Raw genomic sequence first — 19929 nt, 5'->3', positions numbered from 1 at the left:
TCTCCTTCTTTCCTCAGGAGATTGTCATGTTGGAGAAGTACTACATCCGTCCTGCCACCATTGATCGTATTCACGAATCCTGGATCGCTTCCGCGGTCGAGCAATACGTAAGGTGGATGGCCGAGCGTCGTTATACGGACAGGAGCGTGTCTCGTCGGATTCCCATTGTGGTGGGCTTTGGCGAGTTTGCGAGAACGCACGGTGCTAGCGATATCAAGAACCTCCCCGATCACGTCGAGTCGTTTGTGCAAGCGTGGGTCAGCAAGCATTGCAGAGGACGTCGCTCGCCCCTGCGGCGTAAACAGGCCGCCTTCGAAGTCCGCAATCCTATCTGCCAGATGCTACGGGTGGCGGTCCCCGGCTACGTTGGCCAGACTCGTCTTCATAAGCCGGATAACCCCTTCGAGCGTCAGGCACCCGAGTTCCTGAGCTACCTCACCGAGGAGAAGGGCCTTCGTCCGGGGGCGATATATGGATACCGATTCAATTTGCGGCGGTTCGCCACGTATCTTGAACGCATGGGCATCGACGACCTCGCAAAGTTATCGCCAATCGTGCTCAGCGGGTTCATTGCCGAGTATGCTCCGCCACGAGCTTCCTGGGCAACGGTTCGCAATGCATGCGGCGTGCTGCGGGTCTTTCTACGCTACCTCAATCGTGAAGGAGTTATAGCCAAGGATCTCAGCTCGTTTGTCGAGTTCCCGCAGTCGTACCGGCACGCTGGCGTGCCAAGATCGATCAGTTGGGAGCAGGTCGAGCAGCTGCTGGCGAGCATCGACAGACGGTCCCCCTTGGGTAAGCGCGACTACGCAATGATGATGCTGCTTGCAACATATGGATTGCGGGCAGCGGAGGTTGCCTCGCTCACGCTTGATGACATCGACTGGCGCAATGAGCGGCTCAAGATCCGGGAGCGCAAAGCAGGCAATACCACCACCTATCCTCTCTCGGCGGCGGTGGGTGGCGCAATCGTCGAGTACCTCAAAATGGGGCGGCCCGTGACAGAGCATCGCGAAGTATTTATGCGCAATTGCGCTCCGCACGCTCCGATTACCTCGGCGGCAGTCGTCAGTCGAGCCGCCCACTTCATACGCAAAGTCGGAATCGCCGTACCGAGACCCGGTTCACATGTACTGCGCCATAGCTGTGTTCAGCGTCTGTTGAACGCTAATTTCCCTCTGAAGCATATTGGTGACTACGTCGGTCACCGCAGCGCATCTTCAACCCAAATCTACGGGAAGATTGCTGTCGAGCAATTGCGGGAGATCGCACTCGGCGATGGGGAGGACGTGCTGTGAGTACCGATGGACGTTTCCAGAGTTTTCTAGGTCCCGAGATCGAACAATTCCTCGCCCACAAGCGTTCGCTGCGAAGGCGCTATTTTACCGAAGAGAAGACGCTCGCGCTGCTCGATGCCTTCTTATCGAAGAACAAAATCGACGACCTTGCCGAGATAACTCCGGCACTGGTGGATGAGTTCCTTCTCTCGCGTCCTCGGTCGCGCCCGAGAAGCTATAACCACCTGCGCTGTACGGTGGGACGACTGTTTTCGTATCTCGTCGATCACGAGAAGCTCGCCCAGACACCGCTGAGATCCCCGCCACGCCGTGGAAGATATCAGCGCGCACCGTTTATCTTCGACGCAAAGACAGCTAGCCGACTGCTCGCTCTTGCCAAGGATCTTCCGAGTAACGGTGGCACAATCGACCGTGGCAACACGTATTTCGTACTCTTCGCTGTCCTGTATGGATTGGGCTTGCGCGTCGGAGAGGTCTGCCGACTATGTCTCAAAGATATAGATCTGGAACGGCGATTGCTCGTTATCCGGGAGACTAAATTCTACAAGAATCGTCTCGTCGCATTTGGACCGAAGCTCGGAGCGCTCCTGACTCAGCATCTACGTCAGCGTTTAGTCGCGACGCGCGCAGCCGCAACTGCAGACGACCAACCACTGTTCTGCTTGCGCGGAGGGCGTCCGATCAATCCCGGGACCGTCAGTCAGACTTTTCATACCATGGTCCCGAGCCTAAATTTGCAGATCCCACCGGGTATTTCACCGCCGTGCGTACATAATCTTAGGCACTCGTTCGCCGTCGGCGCACTCACGCGCTGGTATCGGCTTGGCATCGATCCGCAAACGAAGCTTCTTGCACTCTCGACTTTCATGGGGCACAGCGACATCAGCTCCACGGCAGTGTATTTGACGACGACGCCAGAGCTTCTCGAACACGCCAACCGCCGCTTCCGTACCTTTGCTGCGGTAACGCTTGGGGAGGAATTGGCATGACACTCTCCCTCGGTGCACTGGTCCAGTCCTTCTTTACTGACCATCTTCCGATACAGAAGGGCCTGCGGCTCGGCTCGATCTGCAGTTACCGTGACACAATCCGCTTGTTCCTGTGTTTCGTGTCCGAGCGGAGCGGTCGTCGGATTGCAATACTGGCGCTTGATGACTTGACGTTCGAACGTAGCCTGGAATTCCTGAAGTACCTGGAGCAGGAGCGTGGCAATTCGGTGTGTACCCGCAACCAGCGGCGGGCGGCACTGAACACCTTCTTTGCCTACCTCGCCGTGCGAGTCCCCGAGATGCTGGCGGTTTGCCAGCGGGTAGCAGCTATCCCTGTCAAACGCACATCACTCCCGGATACCCATTTTCTCGGACGAGAGGAGGTAACGGCTCTGTTTCGGTCGCTGCCTCGAAAAGGGAGGCTTGCACTTCGCGATCGAACGCTATTGCTCTTCCTCTACAATACGGGCGCCCGCGTCCAAGAAGTTGCTGATCTTCGTATCGAGCATCTTGAGCTCAAGCCGCCGGCCAAGGCCCACTTGCACGGTAAGGGTGACAAGTGGCGCATTTGCCCGCTTTGGGATGAGACGGTGAACCATCTCAAAGCGCTCCTTGCCCAGCGTAGCGTATCGCCTAGCGACCCAGTCTTCCGTACTCCTCAAAACCGTCCTCTAACCCGATTTGGCATCTACAAACTCGTGAGGCGACACGGTGCATCTTTCGATACCCGCGGACCGAAACCCAGACGGGTCAGCCCGCATCTGTTTCGGCACACCGCTGCCTGTCACCTGCTGGAAGCCGGCGTCGAGATCAACGTCATTCGAAGTTGGCTCGGACACGTGAATCTCGACACTACCAATCGCTATGCCGAGCTGACACTCCGAGCCAAAGCCGAAGCACTGCGTGCGTGCGAAGTCGGTTCAGATATTTCTGCGGCACCCCGGAATCAAGTTGCCTGGAAGGACGATAAAACCCTGCTTGCTTGGCTCAACTCACTGTAGTCCATTATGTACCCACATGCTCGTGATCCGCCCTTGAAAGTCAGACCCGCGTCGAACTCGGCCACATAACGAAATCCGACACAAAACTACGACAATCTTAAGAGCGCGGTGCTCGAGCGCCAGGGCGATGCGATCCGATTCCATCCCACGCTGCTTGCCTTCGCCGGCCATTATCGGTTCGAGCCGCGTCCTGTCGCGGTTGCCCGGGGCAACGAAAAAGGCCGTGTCGAGCGCGCTATACGGCATATCCGGGAGGCATTCTTCATCGCCCGCAAGTTCACCGATCTCGACGAGCTGAATGCCCAGGCCGAACAATGGTGCCGATCCGAAGCGGCGGACCGACCATGTCCGGAGGATCGCGAGATGACAGTACGCCAGGCGTTCGCAAAGGAGCAACCACTGCTTCTGCCGCTGCCCGCCAACCCGTATCCCGTTGAGGAGCAGGTCGCCGTGAAGGTCGGCAAAACGCTCTATCTGCGGTTCGACCTGAACGACTACACGGTTCCCCATCCCCATGTTCGGCGCATGCTGAGCGTGCGGGCCGATCTCAGCCAGATCCGGATTTTCGACGGCGCGCAGATGATCGCCAGTCACCGTCGCAGCTATGATCGTGGCCAAGAGATCGAAGACCGACGACACCTGAAGGATCTCGTCGAGATCAAGCGTGAGGCGCGCCAGCATCGCGGCCTCAACAGCCTGACCCGAGCCGTGCCGGTCTGTCAGACCTTGATGATCAGGGCTGCCGAACGTGGCGCCAACATCGGTGCGCTCACGACCGCGCTGCTGCGGCTGCTCGATCGCTACGGCGCAACGGAATTGCAGGCCGCGGTCGAGGACGCTTTGCGTACGGGCTCCGTCCATGCGGCGACGGTCTGCGCCGCACTCGAACGTCGGCGCCTGGAGCGTGGTGAACCGCCGCCCGTCGAAACCAGCCTGCCCGAACATGTGCGGCGCAAGGATACAACGGTCCGGCCGCACCGCCTCGACAGCTACGACCAACTGGCTCCTTCTGGAGATAACGACGATGAGCACTGATGATGCCCTGCTGAACCGTGCCAAGGCGCTGCGCCTCAACGGCCTGGTCGAACACTGGGACGAAATCGCCGGCGCCCCATGGCTGGCCCCCATGCTGCAATGGGAGGAGGAGGAACGTGCCCGGCGCTCGCTGCAGCGACGCCTGCGCGACGCCAGGATCGGCCACTTCAAACCGATGGCCGATTACGACTGGCTCTGGCCCAAGCGCCTCGACCGCGCCGCAGTGGAGCAATTGATGTCGCTGTCCTTCATGAACGACGCAACCAACATCGTCTTCGTCGGACCAAACGGCGTCGGAAAGTCGACCCTCGCGCAGAATATCGCCTACCAGGCGCTCATCGCCGGTCACTCGGTCTTGTTCCGATCGGCCAGCGAAATGCTCGGCGAGCTTGCCGCCCTCGACAGCGATACTGCTTTGCGCCGACGGCTCCATCACTACGCCGCCGCCGACGTTCTGGCGATCGACGAGGTGGGATATCTATCCTACTCGAACCGTCACGCAGACCTGCTGTTCGAACTCGTCAGCCGGCGCTATCAGGCCCGCTCCACAATCGTGACCACCAACAAGCCCTTCGCTGCATGGACGGAGGTCTTCCCAAATGCCGCATGCATCGTCAGCCTCGTCGACCGCCTCGTGCACCGATCCGAGGTGATCGCCATCGACGGCGAATCCTACCGCCTTAAGGAAGCTCTGGAACGCGCCGAGGCCCAGAGCACACAGCATCGAAGCCGGCCCGCCAGCACCAACGAGAAGGAGTACGTTGCATGACCAGAAACCATCAACCATCCGGCCTCAACTTCGGGATCAGCTTCCTCATCAATCCCGAATGGACCCCGGAGCAGGCGCTCGCTGTCCACGAGCTCCTCAAGGATCTATCCGACAGCATCTGGTCGCACTACTGCCTCAAGATCCAGGAACTCATCCAGGAGCAACAAGCGCAGGTCGATCACTGCGACGACGAAGAGCAACCATACTCCTTCTGAAACACACACCACTGCGACACTCGGCGGCGGCCCTTGCGGGCCGCCTTTTTAGTTCCCTCACCATCCTACTGCCCATTCTTGTCGTCATTTTTGTGCGGTTTTAGAAAGTCACCAACATCCGTCCGGTGAAGGCCGCGTTGCAGAGTGAGGCGTGTTGTTGAGAACTGTCCTTATGGACAGTGATAGGCGCAGTGCCCAAGTCGAACGGCTGGCGATGAAGGCGGAGACCACGCGCCGGCCGCTCTTGCCGGCATACGCCAGCACGTTGCGCATGAAGTGAACCCGGCAACGCTGCCAAGCGGTGTTCAGCACCTTGCTGACGGCGCCTTGATGCCCTCATGCGCATCGGAGATCACGAGCTTGACGCCGCGAAGCCCGAGGCGGGCGACTTGCGCAAGAATGCCGTCTAGAACGTCTCGGCCTCAGACGTGCCGATATCCAAGCCCAGAATCTCACGCCGGCCGTCGCTGTTGACGCCGACCGCGATGATCACCGCGACCGAGATGGTTCGGCCATTCTGGCGTACCTTCACGTAGGTGGCATCGATCCACAGATGCGGCCAGTCGCCCTCGATCGGACCGGCAAGGAAGGCCTTGACCTTGTCGTCGATCTCACCGCAAGGTCGGCTGACCTGGCTCTTGGAGATCCCGGTCATGCCCATGGCATGCACGAGGTCATCCACCGAGCAGGTCGAGACGCCCAGACACCCTGCACATAGGCTTCTTGAATCACTGTGGTCAGCGCCTTCTCAGCCATGCGGCGCGGCTCCAGGAAACCCGGGAAGTAGCTTTCCTTGCGCAGCTTGGGAATGCTCAGCTCGACCGCGCCGGCGCGCGTCTCCCAGAAAGCCATTGCGCTGCGCCAGACGCTCGGCACTCTTCGCGCCGTAGCTCGCTCCGGTCAGCCCGGCGACCTCCAGCTCCCAGCCGCTGGGCGGCAAAGCCAATCATCTCACGCAGCAGGTCGGAGTCTGGGGCCTTCTCCACGAGCGCGCGAAGGTTCATCATCTCGTCGGTCGTCGGTGGTTCCTCGAATCAGGTTGGTGTCAGCAACCCGACTCTACCGGCGAACTGCCGGTGACCACCGCAAAGCCGCCCGCACGGCTACCGCGCTGTTGGAGGGCGCGCGTGCGGACGGCTTTGCTCTACCGAGCTACACCATCTCTGGGGAAACGACCCCAAGCCTCTGCAAAGCAGATTTGGCAAAACCTCTCATAATCCATTCCTGCCCTCTCTCAATCGTATCAGTTTAACCGCGAAGAACTTTGTTCATTCGCTCCGAGAGCTCTCCGCGTTGCTTCATAAGCGCAGCCCAATCAACTTTTCGCTTCATTGCAACCCGTTCCGGGGAATTGAGCAAGATCTCTGGCTTCAATTCGCCGAGCGGGACGTCGGTGGTCGCCCCAAAGCGGAAAATCTTCGGTAAGGCCAACTGTCCTTCATCAGACAGAGCCTGTTCGACATACGCCAGGGCCGCTTCTCGATTGCGCCCGCCCTTTACGAGATTGACGTAGGTGGACACAGCGTAAATGCCCTCCTTTGGCACCACGGTCTGCATGGGGATTCCAGAGGTGCGAAGCTCGTGACCGCGACCATCCCAGAAAATACCGGCCTGCGCCTCACCTTGGCTGAACATCTGCAGCTGAGCGACGGTGCTGTTAGGCGTCGCTACAATATTGTCTTTCACCTCCTTCAGAAATTTGAAGGCAGGCTCCATATTATGTACAGATCCACCCTTAGCTTCCGCAAACGCGAGCAGGACAAGCGCAGACGCAGCAATGCTCGTACCAGGTATCGCGATCTTCCCCTTGAGGTCCGTTCGTCCGATGTCCACGTAACCTGTCAGAGGGGGGGTGATGGTGTTCGAGTTATACATAGGAACCATAGAAGAGACCGAAATTGGCACGCCGTAGTCTTCGAATTCCCGGTACCCCGGAAGAACGCGCTTCACATTCGGAACATCGGAAACCTTGATGGGATCAAGTACATCAGCTCCAATGAGCTCCGGCATCAAATTGTTGTCGACCATGAACAGGTCAAGATGCGGATTGCCTTTATTTGAGATCAGTTTGGCGACCTCGCCCGGCACGGAGGCGGCGAAATATTCGACCTTCAATCCGGTTTTCTCTTCCAAGGGCTTCGCGACACCGTCGATTAGCGCCTTGTCATAGGTTCCTCCATATCCATTGCAACGGAGCGTAATGCCGGCAAAACGCTTCTGCTGCGCATGGACGGCTGGTGCGGCGATCACGGGGAACGCAGCTGCGGCTGCGGTCACCTTCAAAAAGTCACGACGTTTCATGTACTCCTCCATCAGCTAGAGATAACGCCGGAGCCGTGCCGGCTCTTATAAGAATAGGTCAACCCTTAGTTTAGTGATGTTCGCTCCGTCCTTAACCTGCTATGGCAGAACACGCACGCCTGCCGGATCGATCGCGACGTCGACAAAATCACCTCGGTCAGGCCTTCTGCCCACTGGAAATCTTGCGTCCATCAAGAGCTTGTCGCTGCCGATCGAAATCTGAAGCCTACTAACGTGACCATGGTAGTCGCTTGCATCGACGTGCGCTCGATAGCTCTGGAGATCCGGCAACTCTTGAGCTCTGCGAACATATTCGGGACGAATAACGACGGTGGCAGAACCCGGGCGGACGGACGTTTGAAGCTTTAGGCCACCCGTCGATGTAAATTGACCGTCGCCTTCAACTTTACCCTCAAGCAGAGCGCAAGTGCCCAGGAATTGAGCAACAAATCGCGTGGCGGGAGCATCATAAATTTCCTCAGGGCTTCCAACCTGCTCGACCATGCCTTGGTTCATTACTACGATCCGATCAGCTAGCGTCAGCGCTTCCTCTTGATCATGGGTGACAAATAGAGTCGTCATGTTTAGAGAACGGATTAGATCGTGCAAATCTTCGCGAAGCCGAACGCGAAGTTGAGCATCAAGATTCGAAAACGGCTCATCGAGAAGGAGGACTTTGGGTTGAAGTGCTAATGCCCTTCCCAGAGCGACGCGCTGCTGTTGACCACCCGACAGTGCTCGAGGATAGCGGTCGGCTAGATGCTGCAGCTCCACCCGACGCAGAATTTCTTGAACCCGGGCGAGGCGCTCAGCCTTCCTCATGCCGATATTAATCAAACCGTATTCCACGTTCTTGGCGACGGTCATGTGAGGAAAAAGGGCATAGTTCTGAAAGACGATGCCAATATCCCGACGATAGGCGGGAAGCCTCGTAACATCCTGACCGTCGATCAGAATTTCTCCACCAGTCGGAGCGATGAAGCCGGCGAGCATTCTTAGAGTCGTGGTTTTGCCACAACCGGATGGCCCAAGAAGGCATACTAACTCGCCGCGCCGGATATCCAACGAGACATCATCAACTGCCTTCACACCGTCATACACCTTCCTAATGCTTTTGAACGAGACGACAACGTCTTGTTGGCTGATGGGTGCGAACGGCTCTCTTTTGACAATTTGCATTTGCATCCTAGACAACCGATTTCGATCCCGAGAGGCGATCGGCCAAAAAGATCGTCACGACAGTGATGAAGATGACGATTGATGAGACAGCCGCCACAAGCGGATCATAGGTTTGCTCTACGTACGTCAGAACGTGTACTGGAAGAGTAATCCGGTCCTGATAGTTTAGAAACACGGACAGGGTTACATTGCCAAACGACGTTACGAACGCAAAAACGATTGCCGATATGATTCCGGGGAACAGCAGCGGTATCGTAATCGTGCGGAAGACCTTCGCCGGAGGGGCGCGGAGGCTCATCGCCGCCTGCTCCAGGTTGCGGTCCAAGAGAACCATGCTCGCAGCCAAAGTCCGGACCACATACGGAAGCGTGATTACTAGGTGACCGAGCAGCAGGCCGACGAAGGTTTGGTTCAAACCTATCCAAACCAAAAATTGCAGAAGGCCGAGGCCCAACACGACCGTCGGGATGAGCAGGGGAGAAAGCAAAAGCCCGCGTACGAAATCACGGCAACGGAAGACGTACCGATTCATCGCGAAAGCCGCGGCTAACCCGATAGCCAGAGAGCATATCGTCGCGAGCGCTGCCAGTCTCAGGCTCAACCCGAGCGAGTTCATGAACATCGAGCTTTCCCACACCGCAATGTACCAACGAAGCGAGAAGCCTGGGGGAGGAAATGTCAACGCGCTGCCCGGTGTAAACGACGTAGCGACAACAATTATGGCCGGCAAGAGCAACATGATATAGACCAGCCAACGCACGAGAGTGCCTGTGATCCTCAGCAGCCGATCTTGCATATCAATTGACATGGAGACCTCGCGCGAGTGGTCGGACGATCAGCAGGCTGACCGCGGCCAAGATCCCAAGCCCGACGGCAAGGAGAATAAACGACATTGCAGCGCCAAAGGGCCAGTTCAAGTTGATCAAGACTTCCTCATAGACAAGCCCGCCGATCATTTGAGTCTGCGGGCCTCCAATGAGGCGTGGGGTGACGAATGCAGAGACAGACATCACAAAGACAAGAGTGAACCCGGAGATAATGCCTGGCGCGGCCAGCGGGACCACGATCTTCCAAAAAGTACGAAGTCGTCTCGCCCGAAGGCTTGTGGAAGCTTGCTCAAGAACGGGATCAATCTGCAGTACGACGTTCATGATCGATAGGATCATAAATGGCAGGAACTGCTGTATGAGAACCACAATCACTGCAAATCGATTAAATAGGAGCTGCTTGGGCGATTCGATGAAGCCCAGACCGATAAGGATATTGTTCACAAGACCTTGCCGACCTAGAAGCACAAGCCAGCCAAACACGACAACAACAAGACTGAGCGTTAGTGGCACGATGATCAGTATCATCCGCATTCGTCGTTGTGCTGGCGGCAATCTCGCTAGCGAGTACCCAACCGGAAAACCGAGGAGCAGGCACCCAAGAGAAGTGATAATGGCATAGCTAACTGTTTCAACCAATATGGAAACATAAAAGCTGTCTGCGAAGAACTTGTAGTATTGATTTAGCGAAAATCCCGCTGCGTTAAGCGCACTGTTTCCCGGATAAAAACTCGCACGAAAGACAGTCATCATGGGCAGTATCAAAAATACGGCCAAGAGCGCTACCGCAGGAGTGAGCAGTAAGACAAAGCTCCATCCTCGGTGTTGGGTTTCTACGGCGAACGACTGCGACATGCTTAATCCTGCTTTATTGCTTTCCGGCGCTGAGATCCTATCAGCGGACGCAAGGGTGACCGCCTACTTTTTTGCCGTTTCGCGCCCCGGTGATGTTGTCCGCTGACGACGATCTCGTTCGGACCGCTTCACCCGGCGAGATCGATAGTTGCTCTGGGCTCGGTCCTGCCGAATCGTCGGGAATGATCCAGGCTCTTCAGACGCAGATCCTGCTCCCATCAAGCGAAGGATTTGGCACGGTCTCTTAACCTTCCCATCTTGAGCTATCTTGCTCAATTGGGCTAGGATAACAACCGCTACGAGTTTGACGACTGCATATATTGCGCGGCCGAGCGAGCTTTTCTTCGTTTAGATGGATGTTGGCGCCGGAAACCTGCGATGGCGGGGCTAGCACTACCTTGGCAGATTTTGAGCGCCGCGGGATTCCCAAATCAGTTTTTCTGTGACTCATGGGAGGTCGGCTCATGGAGGGCCGATCAATGGACGTAAACTGGCAGGCTGATCTCGATCGCTGGCTTGCGCCGTTTGTCGCGGCGCTGCGGCACAAGACTAGAGCGCGGATGTGTCCAGCCTATATCGCCGGGCTGATTGGTCCAGGAGACCGCAAGAGCATTCAGCCGATGGCGACGCGCGCTCGCGAAGTCGGCTACGATCAGCTGCATCATTTCGTCACCGCCGGAGTTTGGGACAGTGCCTCGCTTGAAGCCGTTTTGCTGAAGAAGGCAGATGGCCTGGTTGGTGATGAGGCGGGGTTTCTTGTCATCGATGACACGGCGTTGCCCAAGAAGGGATCTCACTCGGTTGGCGTGGCACCCCAATATGCCTCGTCGCTCGGAAAGACGGCCAACTCTGATGTTCGTTGTCCAGGGTTATCGGCATGAGGGTGCGACCTCCGTTTGTGCCGGAGTTGTCAATTGGATGATTGTTACGCAGCGCAGGAGGCAGAGCCGCTGAGACGACGGTTTGTAGACTCTGATACGCGGGTTGGATACCGCATTTCCGTTTGTTCGTCCGGGGCTGTCTCGATCTGCCAGCGGGCATCGACAATGTCGGCCACACAATTCGTGCGAGAGCTCCCCAACCGGGGCCCTGCCTCCAGCGATGCGCAACAATGATGTCGCTCCTGAGAGTTCTCCTGTGTTGTGGTGGAAGGAAGCGTAGCTAATTCAGCAAGCGATCAGGTTGCGCCGTGCGGCTCCACCTCTTGGCCGATTGCCCAAAGGAAGGCGGCCATTTCCCGGGCGATGGCCACGGTGACGACTGCCTGGCGTTTGCCGCGTGCCATCAGCTTGCGATAGCGAGCGCAGAGTCTGACTTGGGCTTTCCAGGCGATGTCGCACACCGTTTTCGTCAGGCCGGCCTGCCGCTCCTGCAGTAGGCGGCTCATCCGGGCGGGGAAGCGGTAGGTCCAGGCGCCCTCAATGAGCACGCGGCGCGCCCGGCCATTACCAGCTTTGGTGATGCTGCCCCGCCGGATGCGTTCTCCCGTGGAGTTTTCGCAGGGCACCAGGCCAAGATACGCCATCAGTTGGCGCGGGCTGTCGAAGCGGCGCACGTCGCCGATTTCGGTGACGAAGGTGACCGCGGTCAGGAAGGCGACGCCGCGTAGCGCTTGGTAGGCGGCGATCACTGGAGCCATGGACCATGTACTCACCGCCTCGGCAACCTGGTCGTCCAGACGCTTGAGACGGATCTCGGCGGCCTCGATCGCTTGGCGATACTCAGCCAGCACGAGATACTGCGCCGGATGCTCGAAGCGTTGCTCGCACAGCCATCGTGTATGCGCCTTGGTCCACGCTTGACGGCCGGTGAAGACCCGGCCGTGACGGAGCAGGAAGGACTGCAAGTGTTGACGGGCCCGCCGCAGATCTTCCATCGCGGCTTCCCGGGCACGTACCAGTTCTCGCACCGCCTCGTGCTCCGGATCCGGTACCCAGACCGCGGTCAGCTCTCCTGCACGATGCAGCTTGGCCAGGGTCAGCGCGTCACGGCGGTTGGTCTTGACCCGTTCTCCAGGCCGCTTCGGGATCAGTGATGGTGCAACTACGATGCAGTCGTGACCAAGCCGTGTGATCTGACGATGGAGACCGTAGCCGGTCGGGCCGGCTTCGTAGCAAAAGGCAAGGTCCCGGTGCCTTTTGGCGAGCTTCGTTATCAATCGCTCCACCGCATCAGGCGCACTGTCGATCTCGCCGATGAAGCGCACGTCGCCATCGCGCCCCGCTTCGGCTACGGCTACCGAGATCTTCAGCTTCGACGTATCCAGTCCCACGTAGATTTTGCTATCCTGCCGCACAGCTCGTCCTCCTATGTGAGAGGCTCGGCGCCGGCTCACCCGGCGCAACCCTCGCTCATCGCATACTGCGGACGAGCCACCTCTCGGACAACGAACATACGGTCTGCCAGTCGCTGGTCTCGGTAACGTTGGCGTCGCGCGAGGTACCCGTGATGGTGGGCCTGCGGCTATTCCTACCCGAGAGTTGGACAGATGATCGTGAGCGCATGGCGCGGGCCGGTGTGCCGAAGGATAGACAGACTGCACTGACAAAGCCGGAAATCGCGATCGCGGAGATCGACCGCGTCATCGCCTCCGGTGCACGTTTTGGCTGTGTGCTTGCCGATTCAGGGTACGGCTCCAGCGGGACTTTCCGTCAGGCTTTGAGCGAGCGCGGTCTGTTGTGGGCGGTGGGTCTGTCGCGACGCCAGAACGTTTATCCCACCGACGTTGCCTTGATCTTCCCTGTCGCGAAGGCCGGAAAGCGCCGCAAATACCACATTCCAGATCAGCCCCCTGTCGCTGCTGAAGCGATGTTGGCCAAAGGAAAATGGCGAAGGGTCAGTTGGCGGCGGGGCACCAAAGGTCGACTGACATGTCTCTTCGCGGCCCGCCGTGTCCGCGTTGCGGATGGCCATAAGCACCGCATGCTCGATAATCGGGTGCAGTGCATGCCGGGCGACGAGGTCTGGCTCGTCGGCGAACGCCGGTCGACTGGCGAGCAAAAATACTATGTGTCGAACCTACCGGCCGATGCGAGCCTCAAGATGCTCGTCGCCACGATCAAAGCCAGATGGGTCTGTGAGCAGGCCCATCAGCAGCTCAAGGAGGAGCTTGGCCTCGACCACTTCGAAGGGAGATCCTGGACGGGGTTACACCGACACGCCTTGATGACCATGATCGCCTACGCCTTCCTCCAATCCCGCCGCCTCAAAGCAGCGGGACGAAAAAAAAAGAATCGCCGGACCGCCGCCACAGCCGAGCATGCCGGCCGTCAGGCAAGCCATCCTCGACCTCTTCGCGCAGCCTCCACCCCGGCGATGCCCGCACTGTGAGAAACTCCTCGTCGATCCAAGCAAAACTAAACTGCCAGAGTAGTGCTAGCATTACAGTTGTTTTTTCGCTTTGAGGTGAGCACGTTGCGCGGTCGCCTGGTGAGCTCGGCGCCAGCAAGACCATGCGATGATGTGTGCGGGTTGAATCCGCTTTCGAGCAAGTCTGATGGCAATGCGGCGGATTTCCTGGATTGACCAACGGATCAGTGGTGGGGTGGTTATGCTTTGGCTTTTGCCGGGGGGCGCCGTTTCTTTTTTTGGGCGGTGGCGGATTAGCGCGATGTCGGATCGCGGCCATCATGGCGAAGGCGAGCATCACCAGGGACACATGACGGTGCCAGCCATGCCAGGACCTGCTTTCGTTGTGATCAAGCCCGAACTCGTTTTTCGCGGTTTCAAAGCTGTCCTCGATCGCCCATCGATGGCCTTCGACCGCGACCAGCGTTTCAATGGCTGTTCCTGCTGGGCACCAAGTGGTGAAGAAGGCGAGGTCATCATCGGCGATGCGACGACGGATCAGTAGACCGCGTGTCCATAAACCGTCATTTGCACTGTTGAACTGCCCGGCCTCAAGATCGGCCAATTCGAGATAACACCAATCGTGCAGCCGCGGTCCTTTGGTTCCGGCTCCCGCCGACAGGCGCTTCCAGTCGGATGAGCGCCGCGTCCGGGCGAGGTCGGCAGCCGTCCCGGCGACCGGCGGTCGCTTGCCCCAGGATCGGAATACATGAGCGCTACTGACCCCAAGCACATAGCCTTTGCCTGCCCGACGTAGTTGCTGTTCGATGTCGCCAACACCGTAGACGGTATCACCGGCAACCCACTTGAATGGTACAGACGCGGCTATCGCGCGTGCGATCATTCTCGTCGCAAGCTTTGGTTTGGTCGCAAAGCCGACATCAGCAGGCACATAGGTGGCTTCCAGACGATCTGGATCGTCGGTCCATTCCTTCGGAAGATACAACGCGCGATCGATGAACGCATGGCCATGACGCGAAACGTAGGCAGCGAAGACGCCGATCTGGCAGACCGTATGTTCGTTGTCCGAGAGGTGGCTCGTCCGCAGTATGCGATGAGCGAGGGTTGCGCCGGGTGAGCCGGCGCCGAGCCTCTCACATAGGAGGACGAGCTGTGCGGCAGGATAGCAAAATCTACGTGGGACTGGATACGTCGAAGCTGAAGATCTCGGTAGCCGTAGCCGAAGCGGGGCGCGATGGCGACGTGCGCTTCATCGGCGAGATCGACAGTGCGCCTGATGCGGTGGAGCGATTGATAACGAAGCTCGCCAAAAGGCACCGGGACCTTGCCTTTTGCTACGAAGCCGGCCCGACCGGCTACGGTCTCCATCGTCAGATCACACGGCTTGGTCACGACTGCATCGTAGTTGCACCATCACTGATCCCGAAGCGGCCTGGAGAACGGGTCAAGACCAACCGCCGTGACGCGCTGACCCTGGCCAAGCTGCATCGTGCAGGAGAGCTGACCGCGGTCTGGGTACCGGATCCGGAGCACGAGGCGGTGCGAGAACTGGTACGTGCCCGGGAAGCCGCGATGGAAGATCTGCGGCGGGCCCGTCAACACTTGCAGTCCTTCCTGCTCCGTCACGGCCGGGTCTTCACCGGCCGTCAAGCGTGGACCAAGGCGCATACACGATGGCTGTGCGAGCAACGCTTCGAGCATCCGGCGCAGTATCTCGTGCTGGCTGAGTATCGCCAAGCGATCGAGGCCGCCGAGATCCGTCTCAAGCGTCTGGACGACCAGGTTGCCGAGGCGGTGAGTACATGGTCCATGGCTCCAGTGATCGCCGCCTACCAAGCGCTACGCGGCGTCGCCTTCCTGACCGCGGTCACCTTCGTCACCGAAATCGGCGACGTGCGCCGCTTCGACAGCCCGCGCCAACTGATGGCGTATCTTGGCCTGGTGCCCTGCGAAAACTCCACGGGAGAACGCATCCGGCGCGGCAGCATCACCAAAGCTGGTAATGGCCGGGCGCGCCGCGTGCTCATTGAGGGCGCCTGGACCTACCGCTTCCCCGCCCGGATGAGCCGCCTACTGCAGGAGCGGCAGGCCGGCCTGACGAAAACGGTGTGCGACATCGCCTGGAAAGCCCAAGTCAGACTCTGCGCTCGCTATCGCAAGCTGATGGCACGCGGCAAACGCCAGGCAGTCGTCACCGTGGCCATCGCCCGGGAAATGGCCGCCTTCCTTTGGGCAATCGGCCAAGAGGTGGAGCCGCACGGCGCAACCTGATCGCTTGCTGAATTTGCTACGCTTCCTTCCACCTCAACACAGGAGAACTCTCAGGAGCGACATCATTGTTGCGCATCGCTGGAGGCAGGGCCCCGGTTGGGGAGCTCTCGCACGAATTGTGTGGCCGACATTGTCGATGCCCGCTGGCAGATCGAGACAGCCCCGGACGAACAAACGGAAATGCGGTATCCAACCCGCGTATCAGAGTCTACAAACCGTCGTCTCAGCGGCTCTGCCTCCTGCGCTGCGTAACAATCATCCAATTGACAACTCCGGCACAAACGGAGATCGCCCCCTCATGCCGATAACCCTGGACAACGAACATCAGAGTTCGTGATCTTCCCTGCCGAACCAGTGTATTGCCGCGCCACTCCGCATGACGCCTTGCCTTGTTTGAGAAAGCCGGTCTCGTCAATCACCAGCACCGCATCGTCATCCGCCAAATGCTCGATGACATAGTCGCGCACGATATCGCGCAGGGCATCGGCGTCCCAATCCCCGCGACCCAGGATCGCCTGCTGGCGCCATGGGCCGGGATCGCCAGCCGCTTCCGCGCGCATCCAACCGGTCTTGCGTTGTTCATCTCCAAGCAAGCCTTCCAGGAACAGGCCGGCATTCGTCGCAACACGCTCTTGCGTGAACAACGGACGAATCCGCTTCTTGATCTCCCGAAGCGACGCCGCCCACAACGCAAGCGTTTCCTCTATCGACGCTGCCCGCGTCCACGATCTCCGAATCATGGTTGCCCATAGATTCAGAAGCGCTCCGAAAAAACAACTGTAATGCTAGTTCGACAAAAGCGCAATGTGGCGACTTTTCAGAGTGGCAAAGTCATCCGGAACGGCATCGTGGTCGGCATGCATGTGACGCACATTAGACTCCTCAAAATGGCTCAACCGCAGATTTTTTCGTTCTGCCCGCGCTTTGCGGTCGCCAGCTCAGTAGCGGATTCCGTCAGTCGATGCCCTCGGGCATATAGGCCATCTGCGCCGCTGCGATCGATACCGCGCCGGGCGACGCCGTGGGCCGATGAACTTCCCGCGGTCGGGGCGCCCAGATTGGAGCGACATGCCCAGCCGATCGTTCCAAAGAACCTTGAGACGAACAGATGACCGCTGAGCGGGGCCTTGCGCAGCACCTCCTGCACTTGGAGCGCCAACGACGGAAAGCCTCGGCGCATATCCTTGTGGCCTGTCGCCAGCCACTCTCGCACGGCCGCCGGAACCGGGATCATAGGCGCACCAAAGCATCGAGAACACGACGGAGCGCGATGCCGCAACGAGCCGTTCCTTCTCGTCCTGGGACCGCCGGCGCCGCCGTTCGACCGATGTGATTATCTCCGTCCTCAAAATCGTCATAGCGCTTCTCCTAGGATCTGCAGCGATCCCGCTCATCAGGCAAGGCGGCCCTCAATGGAGGGATACGAAGGTCGCGCAAGCCCGACCAAGAAGAGCGATTACGCTCACCGCCGCTCTGTCGCGTGAAGCGTTCGAGGATGTGTCTATTTGACTGACATGAGGAGTACTGGCCTTGCTTCAGGCCCAACTGGGTTCATGAATTTATTCGCCTTTCGGAACCGAGCGAACTCAGTCTTCCGCCGCGAGCAGTTCTGGTACCCTTCTGTTCGGCTAAAACACGCCCGACGCTGGACCGAATCTTTGCGTTGTTGGCCCCGCGCTATGGCTCGACCCCGCGACGCGACCTTGACAAGCAGTCCTTCGGGACGATACGGCCAGCAATGGCGATGTTGGGAGGGTTGTGAGCGTGGAGTGGGCTACCCCGCCTTCGGCCGCAACCGGTCGACCGTCCGCGCAATCAGCGCCGCTACGTCTCCGACCTTCGGGCCGATCCGGAATTCCGGTCCGGCGACAACGACGGAGAGACGGCGGTCGCCGATCGGCAGCGGAACCGCCGCGCCCGCGAGGTCGCGGCTATAATCGCCAAAGCTCTGGCAGTAGCCGCGCGCGATCGAATTACGCAGCTCCGCCTCGACGGCCTCGATGCTGATCGGCGTCGAGGGGCCGTATTGCTTGAACTCGATCTTGCGATAAACGGAGTCGCGCTCGTCCGGCGAATATTGCAGCAGCAGTGCGCGGCCGCTGGCGGTGGCGTGGATCGGCACGCGGTGGCCGATGGTGGCGAAATAGCGGATCGCGGCCTGGGACTCGACGACGTCGATGAAGACAGCCATCACGCCGGCCGGCGCGACGATGGACGCCGTTTCGCCGGTTTCGGCGGAGAGGTCCGCGATCAGCTGATGCGTCCACGGCGGCAGTGGCTCGACCTCGGAGATCATCCGCGCCATCGCCAGCCATCGCGGCGTCGGATAGAAGCCGGCGCGCGGCCGCGGTTCATAGAGATAGCCCTTCTCCGAGAGCGTCGCGAGCAGGTTGAAGGTCGACGAGCGCGGCCAGCCGAAATGATCGGCGATCTCGGCAAGCGTCGCCGGCTTCCTCGTTTGCGCGAAGAATTCCATGATCTCCAGGACGTTGGCGGCTTGGCGAACGATCATGGCGGGGCTTCGTGTCCTGCTCTAGCTCTGGCCGAGGATCTTCTTCGCGGCGCGAAGATGCGGCTTGTCGATCATCTGTCCGTCGAGTCGCAGGGTGCCGGAGTTCGGATTGCTCGCGAATGCCGCGATCACCTTCTCCGCCCATGCGCGCTCGGCGTCGGTTGGGTCGAACGCCGAGTTGACCACGTCGACGTGCTTCGGATGGATCAGCGCCTTTGCCGAAAACCCGTCGCGTCGTGCCGCGCGCGTTTCCTGCTCGAGGCCTGCGAGATTGTCGATGTCGGTATAGACAGTGTCGATCGGTGCGACCTCAGCGGCGGCCGCCGCCATCAGGCAGAGATCGCGCGCGAGACGATAGGGGCTGTGGAACACGCCGCCCGAGGCTTTTTCGGTGGCGCCCAGCGAAGCCGAAAGGTCTTCCGCGCCCCACATCAATCCGGCGAGGCGAGGGGAGCAGCCCTTGTAGCTGCCGAGGCCGAAGATCGAGCTGGCGGTCTCCGTCGCGACGCAGACGATGCGGGTTGCACGGACGGTGATACCGGCGGCTGCTTCCAGCGCTTCGAGCCAGGTCGCAACCTGTCGCACGTCGTCGCCACCTTGCGATTTCGGCAGCACGATGCCGTCTGGTTTGCCCGGCATCACTGCGGCGAGATCGGCGAGCGTCATGCCGGTGTCGAGCGCGTTGACGCGGACATAGAGCTGGTGCGAGCCGCGAGAGCCCTTCAGCATCGCCAGCGTCAACCCGCGCGCCTCCGGCTTCTTGTCGGTGACGACGGAATCCTCGAGGTCGATGATCAGCGCGTCGGCTCTGCCTTCGCTCGCCTTCTCGAATTTGCGCGGGGAATCCCCCGGCACGAACAGCATCGAACGCATCAGACCGGCCTCTTATGCATCATCGCCATGCGGCGGCATTTGCCGACGATCTCGTCGTTCTGGTTCAGAGCATGATGCTCGAACTCGACGATGCCCGCCTTCGGGCGCGATTTGGATTCTCTCAACGAAAGCACCTTCGTCGTCGCCCGCAAGGTGTCGCCATGGAAGACCGGTTTTGGAAAGGTCACGTCGGTCATGCCGAGATTGGCAACGGTTGTGCCCATGGTCGTATCATAGACCGTCATGCCGATCATAATGCCGAGGGTGTAAAGGCTGTTGAAAATGCGCTGGCCGAACTCGGTCTTTTCAGAGAAATGCGCGTCAATGTGCAGCGGCTGCGGATTGAGCGTCAGCAGGCTGAACATCGTGTTGTCCATCTCCGTGACGGTCCGGGTCAGCGGATGCCTGAACTCCTGGCCCACGGAAAAGTCTTCGAAATAAAGTCCGGCCATCGCGGTTTCCTCCCTTTTGTCTTGCGATCTGGCCGGCGCCTGC

The 19929-nt window shown here is 59.3% G+C and carries 15 protein-coding genes and 6 pseudogenes; 9 read left to right on the top strand and 12 right to left on the bottom strand.

The window, feature by feature from the left end; genetic code table 11:
* The first annotated feature begins 26 nt into the window (after positions 1-26).
* The 6 genes from NLM32_RS09250 (at position 27) to NLM32_RS09225 (ending at position 5307) form a co-directional block, all read left to right on the top strand.
* Positions 27-1298, top strand: a complete 1272-nt coding sequence (locus NLM32_RS09250; protein WP_254128699.1) for a site-specific integrase — start codon at positions 27-29, stop codon at positions 1296-1298.
* Complete coding sequence (locus NLM32_RS46065; RefSeq protein ID WP_254128698.1) at positions 1295-2287, top strand: tyrosine-type recombinase/integrase; 993 nt, start codon at positions 1295-1297, stop codon at positions 2285-2287. Before NLM32_RS09250 ends, NLM32_RS46065 begins: the two co-directional genes overlap by 4 nt.
* A complete protein-coding gene (locus tag NLM32_RS09240; RefSeq protein WP_254128697.1) occupies positions 2284-3288 on the top strand; it encodes a tyrosine-type recombinase/integrase in 1005 nt (334 codons plus the stop codon). The genes NLM32_RS46065 and NLM32_RS09240 overlap by 4 nt, the downstream gene beginning before the upstream one ends.
* A gap of 108 nt (positions 3289-3396) precedes the next feature.
* The gene (locus NLM32_RS09235; RefSeq protein WP_254128755.1) at positions 3397-4323 is read left to right on the top strand and encodes a hypothetical protein; all 927 of its coding nucleotides are present in this window, start codon (positions 3397-3399) and stop codon (positions 4321-4323) included.
* On the top strand, positions 4313-5092 hold the full coding sequence (istB, locus tag NLM32_RS09230) for an IS21-like element helper ATPase IstB (protein WP_254128754.1): 780 nt from the start codon (positions 4313-4315) through the stop codon (positions 5090-5092). The genes NLM32_RS09235 and istB overlap by 11 nt, the downstream gene beginning before the upstream one ends.
* Complete coding sequence (locus tag NLM32_RS09225) at positions 5089-5307, top strand: hypothetical protein (RefSeq protein ID WP_254128753.1); 219 nt, start codon at positions 5089-5091, stop codon at positions 5305-5307. Before istB ends, NLM32_RS09225 begins: the two co-directional genes overlap by 4 nt.
* 207 nt (positions 5308-5514) lie before the next feature.
* Here the strand turns inward: NLM32_RS09225 and NLM32_RS09220 are convergent.
* The 5 genes and pseudogenes from NLM32_RS09220 to NLM32_RS09200 form a co-directional block, all read right to left on the bottom strand.
* A pseudogene (locus NLM32_RS09220) lies at positions 5515-6314 on the bottom strand (IS256 family transposase); the annotation flags it as partial.
* A gap of 241 nt (positions 6315-6555) precedes the next feature.
* A complete protein-coding gene (locus NLM32_RS09215) occupies positions 6556-7608 on the bottom strand; it encodes an extracellular solute-binding protein (protein WP_254128752.1) in 1053 nt (350 codons plus the stop codon).
* 99 nt (positions 7609-7707) lie between these two features.
* Positions 7708-8787 (bottom strand): ABC transporter ATP-binding protein, encoded by a 1080-nt coding sequence (locus NLM32_RS09210; protein WP_254128751.1) that lies wholly within the window; start codon positions 8785-8787, stop codon positions 7708-7710.
* Between the two features lie 7 nt (positions 8788-8794).
* Positions 8795-9595, bottom strand: coding sequence for an ABC transporter permease (locus tag NLM32_RS09205; RefSeq protein WP_254128750.1), 801 nt, complete (start codon positions 9593-9595; stop codon positions 8795-8797).
* Positions 9585-10469 (bottom strand): ABC transporter permease, encoded by an 885-nt coding sequence (locus NLM32_RS09200; RefSeq protein ID WP_254128749.1) that lies wholly within the window; start codon positions 10467-10469, stop codon positions 9585-9587. The genes NLM32_RS09205 and NLM32_RS09200 overlap by 11 nt, the downstream gene beginning before the upstream one ends.
* A gap of 449 nt (positions 10470-10918) precedes the next feature.
* Here NLM32_RS09200 and NLM32_RS09195 point away from each other — a divergent pair.
* Positions 10919-11317, top strand: a pseudogene (locus tag NLM32_RS09195) (transposase); the annotation flags it as partial.
* Positions 11318-11646: 329 nt separating this feature from the next.
* Here NLM32_RS09195 and NLM32_RS09190 read toward each other — a convergent pair.
* Positions 11647-12765: an IS110 family transposase gene (locus tag NLM32_RS09190; RefSeq protein ID WP_254128640.1), complete on the bottom strand. Its 1119-nt coding sequence runs from the start codon at positions 12763-12765 to the stop codon at positions 11647-11649.
* Positions 12766-12869: 104 nt separating this feature from the next.
* On the opposite strand from NLM32_RS09190, the pseudogene NLM32_RS09185 reads away from it, so the two are divergent.
* Positions 12870-13799: pseudogene (locus NLM32_RS09185) on the top strand (IS701 family transposase); the annotation flags it as partial.
* 253 nt (positions 13800-14052) lie between these two features.
* Here the strand turns inward: NLM32_RS09185 and NLM32_RS09180 are convergent.
* A pseudogene (locus tag NLM32_RS09180) lies at positions 14053-14832 on the bottom strand (IS701 family transposase); the annotation flags it as partial.
* 98 nt (positions 14833-14930) lie between these two features.
* On the opposite strand from NLM32_RS09180, the gene NLM32_RS09175 reads away from it, so the two are divergent.
* The gene (locus NLM32_RS09175; protein ID WP_254128640.1) at positions 14931-16049 is read left to right on the top strand and encodes an IS110 family transposase; all 1119 of its coding nucleotides are present in this window, start codon (positions 14931-14933) and stop codon (positions 16047-16049) included.
* Positions 16050-16369: 320 nt separating this feature from the next.
* Here the strand turns inward: NLM32_RS09175 and NLM32_RS09170 are convergent.
* The 5 genes and pseudogenes from NLM32_RS09170 to NLM32_RS09150 form a co-directional block, all read right to left on the bottom strand.
* Positions 16370-16789 (bottom strand): annotated as a pseudogene (locus tag NLM32_RS09170) (transposase); the annotation flags it as partial.
* Positions 16790-16941: 152 nt separating this feature from the next.
* Positions 16942-17283 (bottom strand): IS66 family insertion sequence element accessory protein TnpB, encoded by a 342-nt coding sequence (tnpB, locus tag NLM32_RS09165; protein ID WP_375143542.1) that lies wholly within the window; start codon positions 17281-17283, stop codon positions 16942-16944.
* Positions 17284-17823: 540 nt separating this feature from the next.
* The gene (locus tag NLM32_RS09160) at positions 17824-18561 is read right to left on the bottom strand and encodes an IclR family transcriptional regulator (protein WP_254128748.1); all 738 of its coding nucleotides are present in this window, start codon (positions 18559-18561) and stop codon (positions 17824-17826) included.
* Between the two features lie 21 nt (positions 18562-18582).
* On the bottom strand, positions 18583-19434 hold the full coding sequence (locus NLM32_RS09155; RefSeq protein WP_254128747.1) for a CoA ester lyase: 852 nt from the start codon (positions 19432-19434) through the stop codon (positions 18583-18585).
* Positions 19434-19904 (bottom strand): annotated as a pseudogene (locus NLM32_RS09150) (MaoC family dehydratase); the annotation flags it as partial. The pseudogene NLM32_RS09150 and the gene NLM32_RS09155, both read right to left, overlap by 1 nt.
* Positions 19905-19929: the final 25 nt, after the last annotated feature.

This window comes from Bradyrhizobium sp. CCGUVB14, from assembly GCF_024199935.1.
Classification (GTDB): domain Bacteria; phylum Pseudomonadota; class Alphaproteobacteria; order Rhizobiales; family Xanthobacteraceae; genus Bradyrhizobium.
The sequence above is the reverse complement of the archived record's forward strand: the minus strand, read 5'-3'. Positions and strand labels throughout refer to the sequence as shown.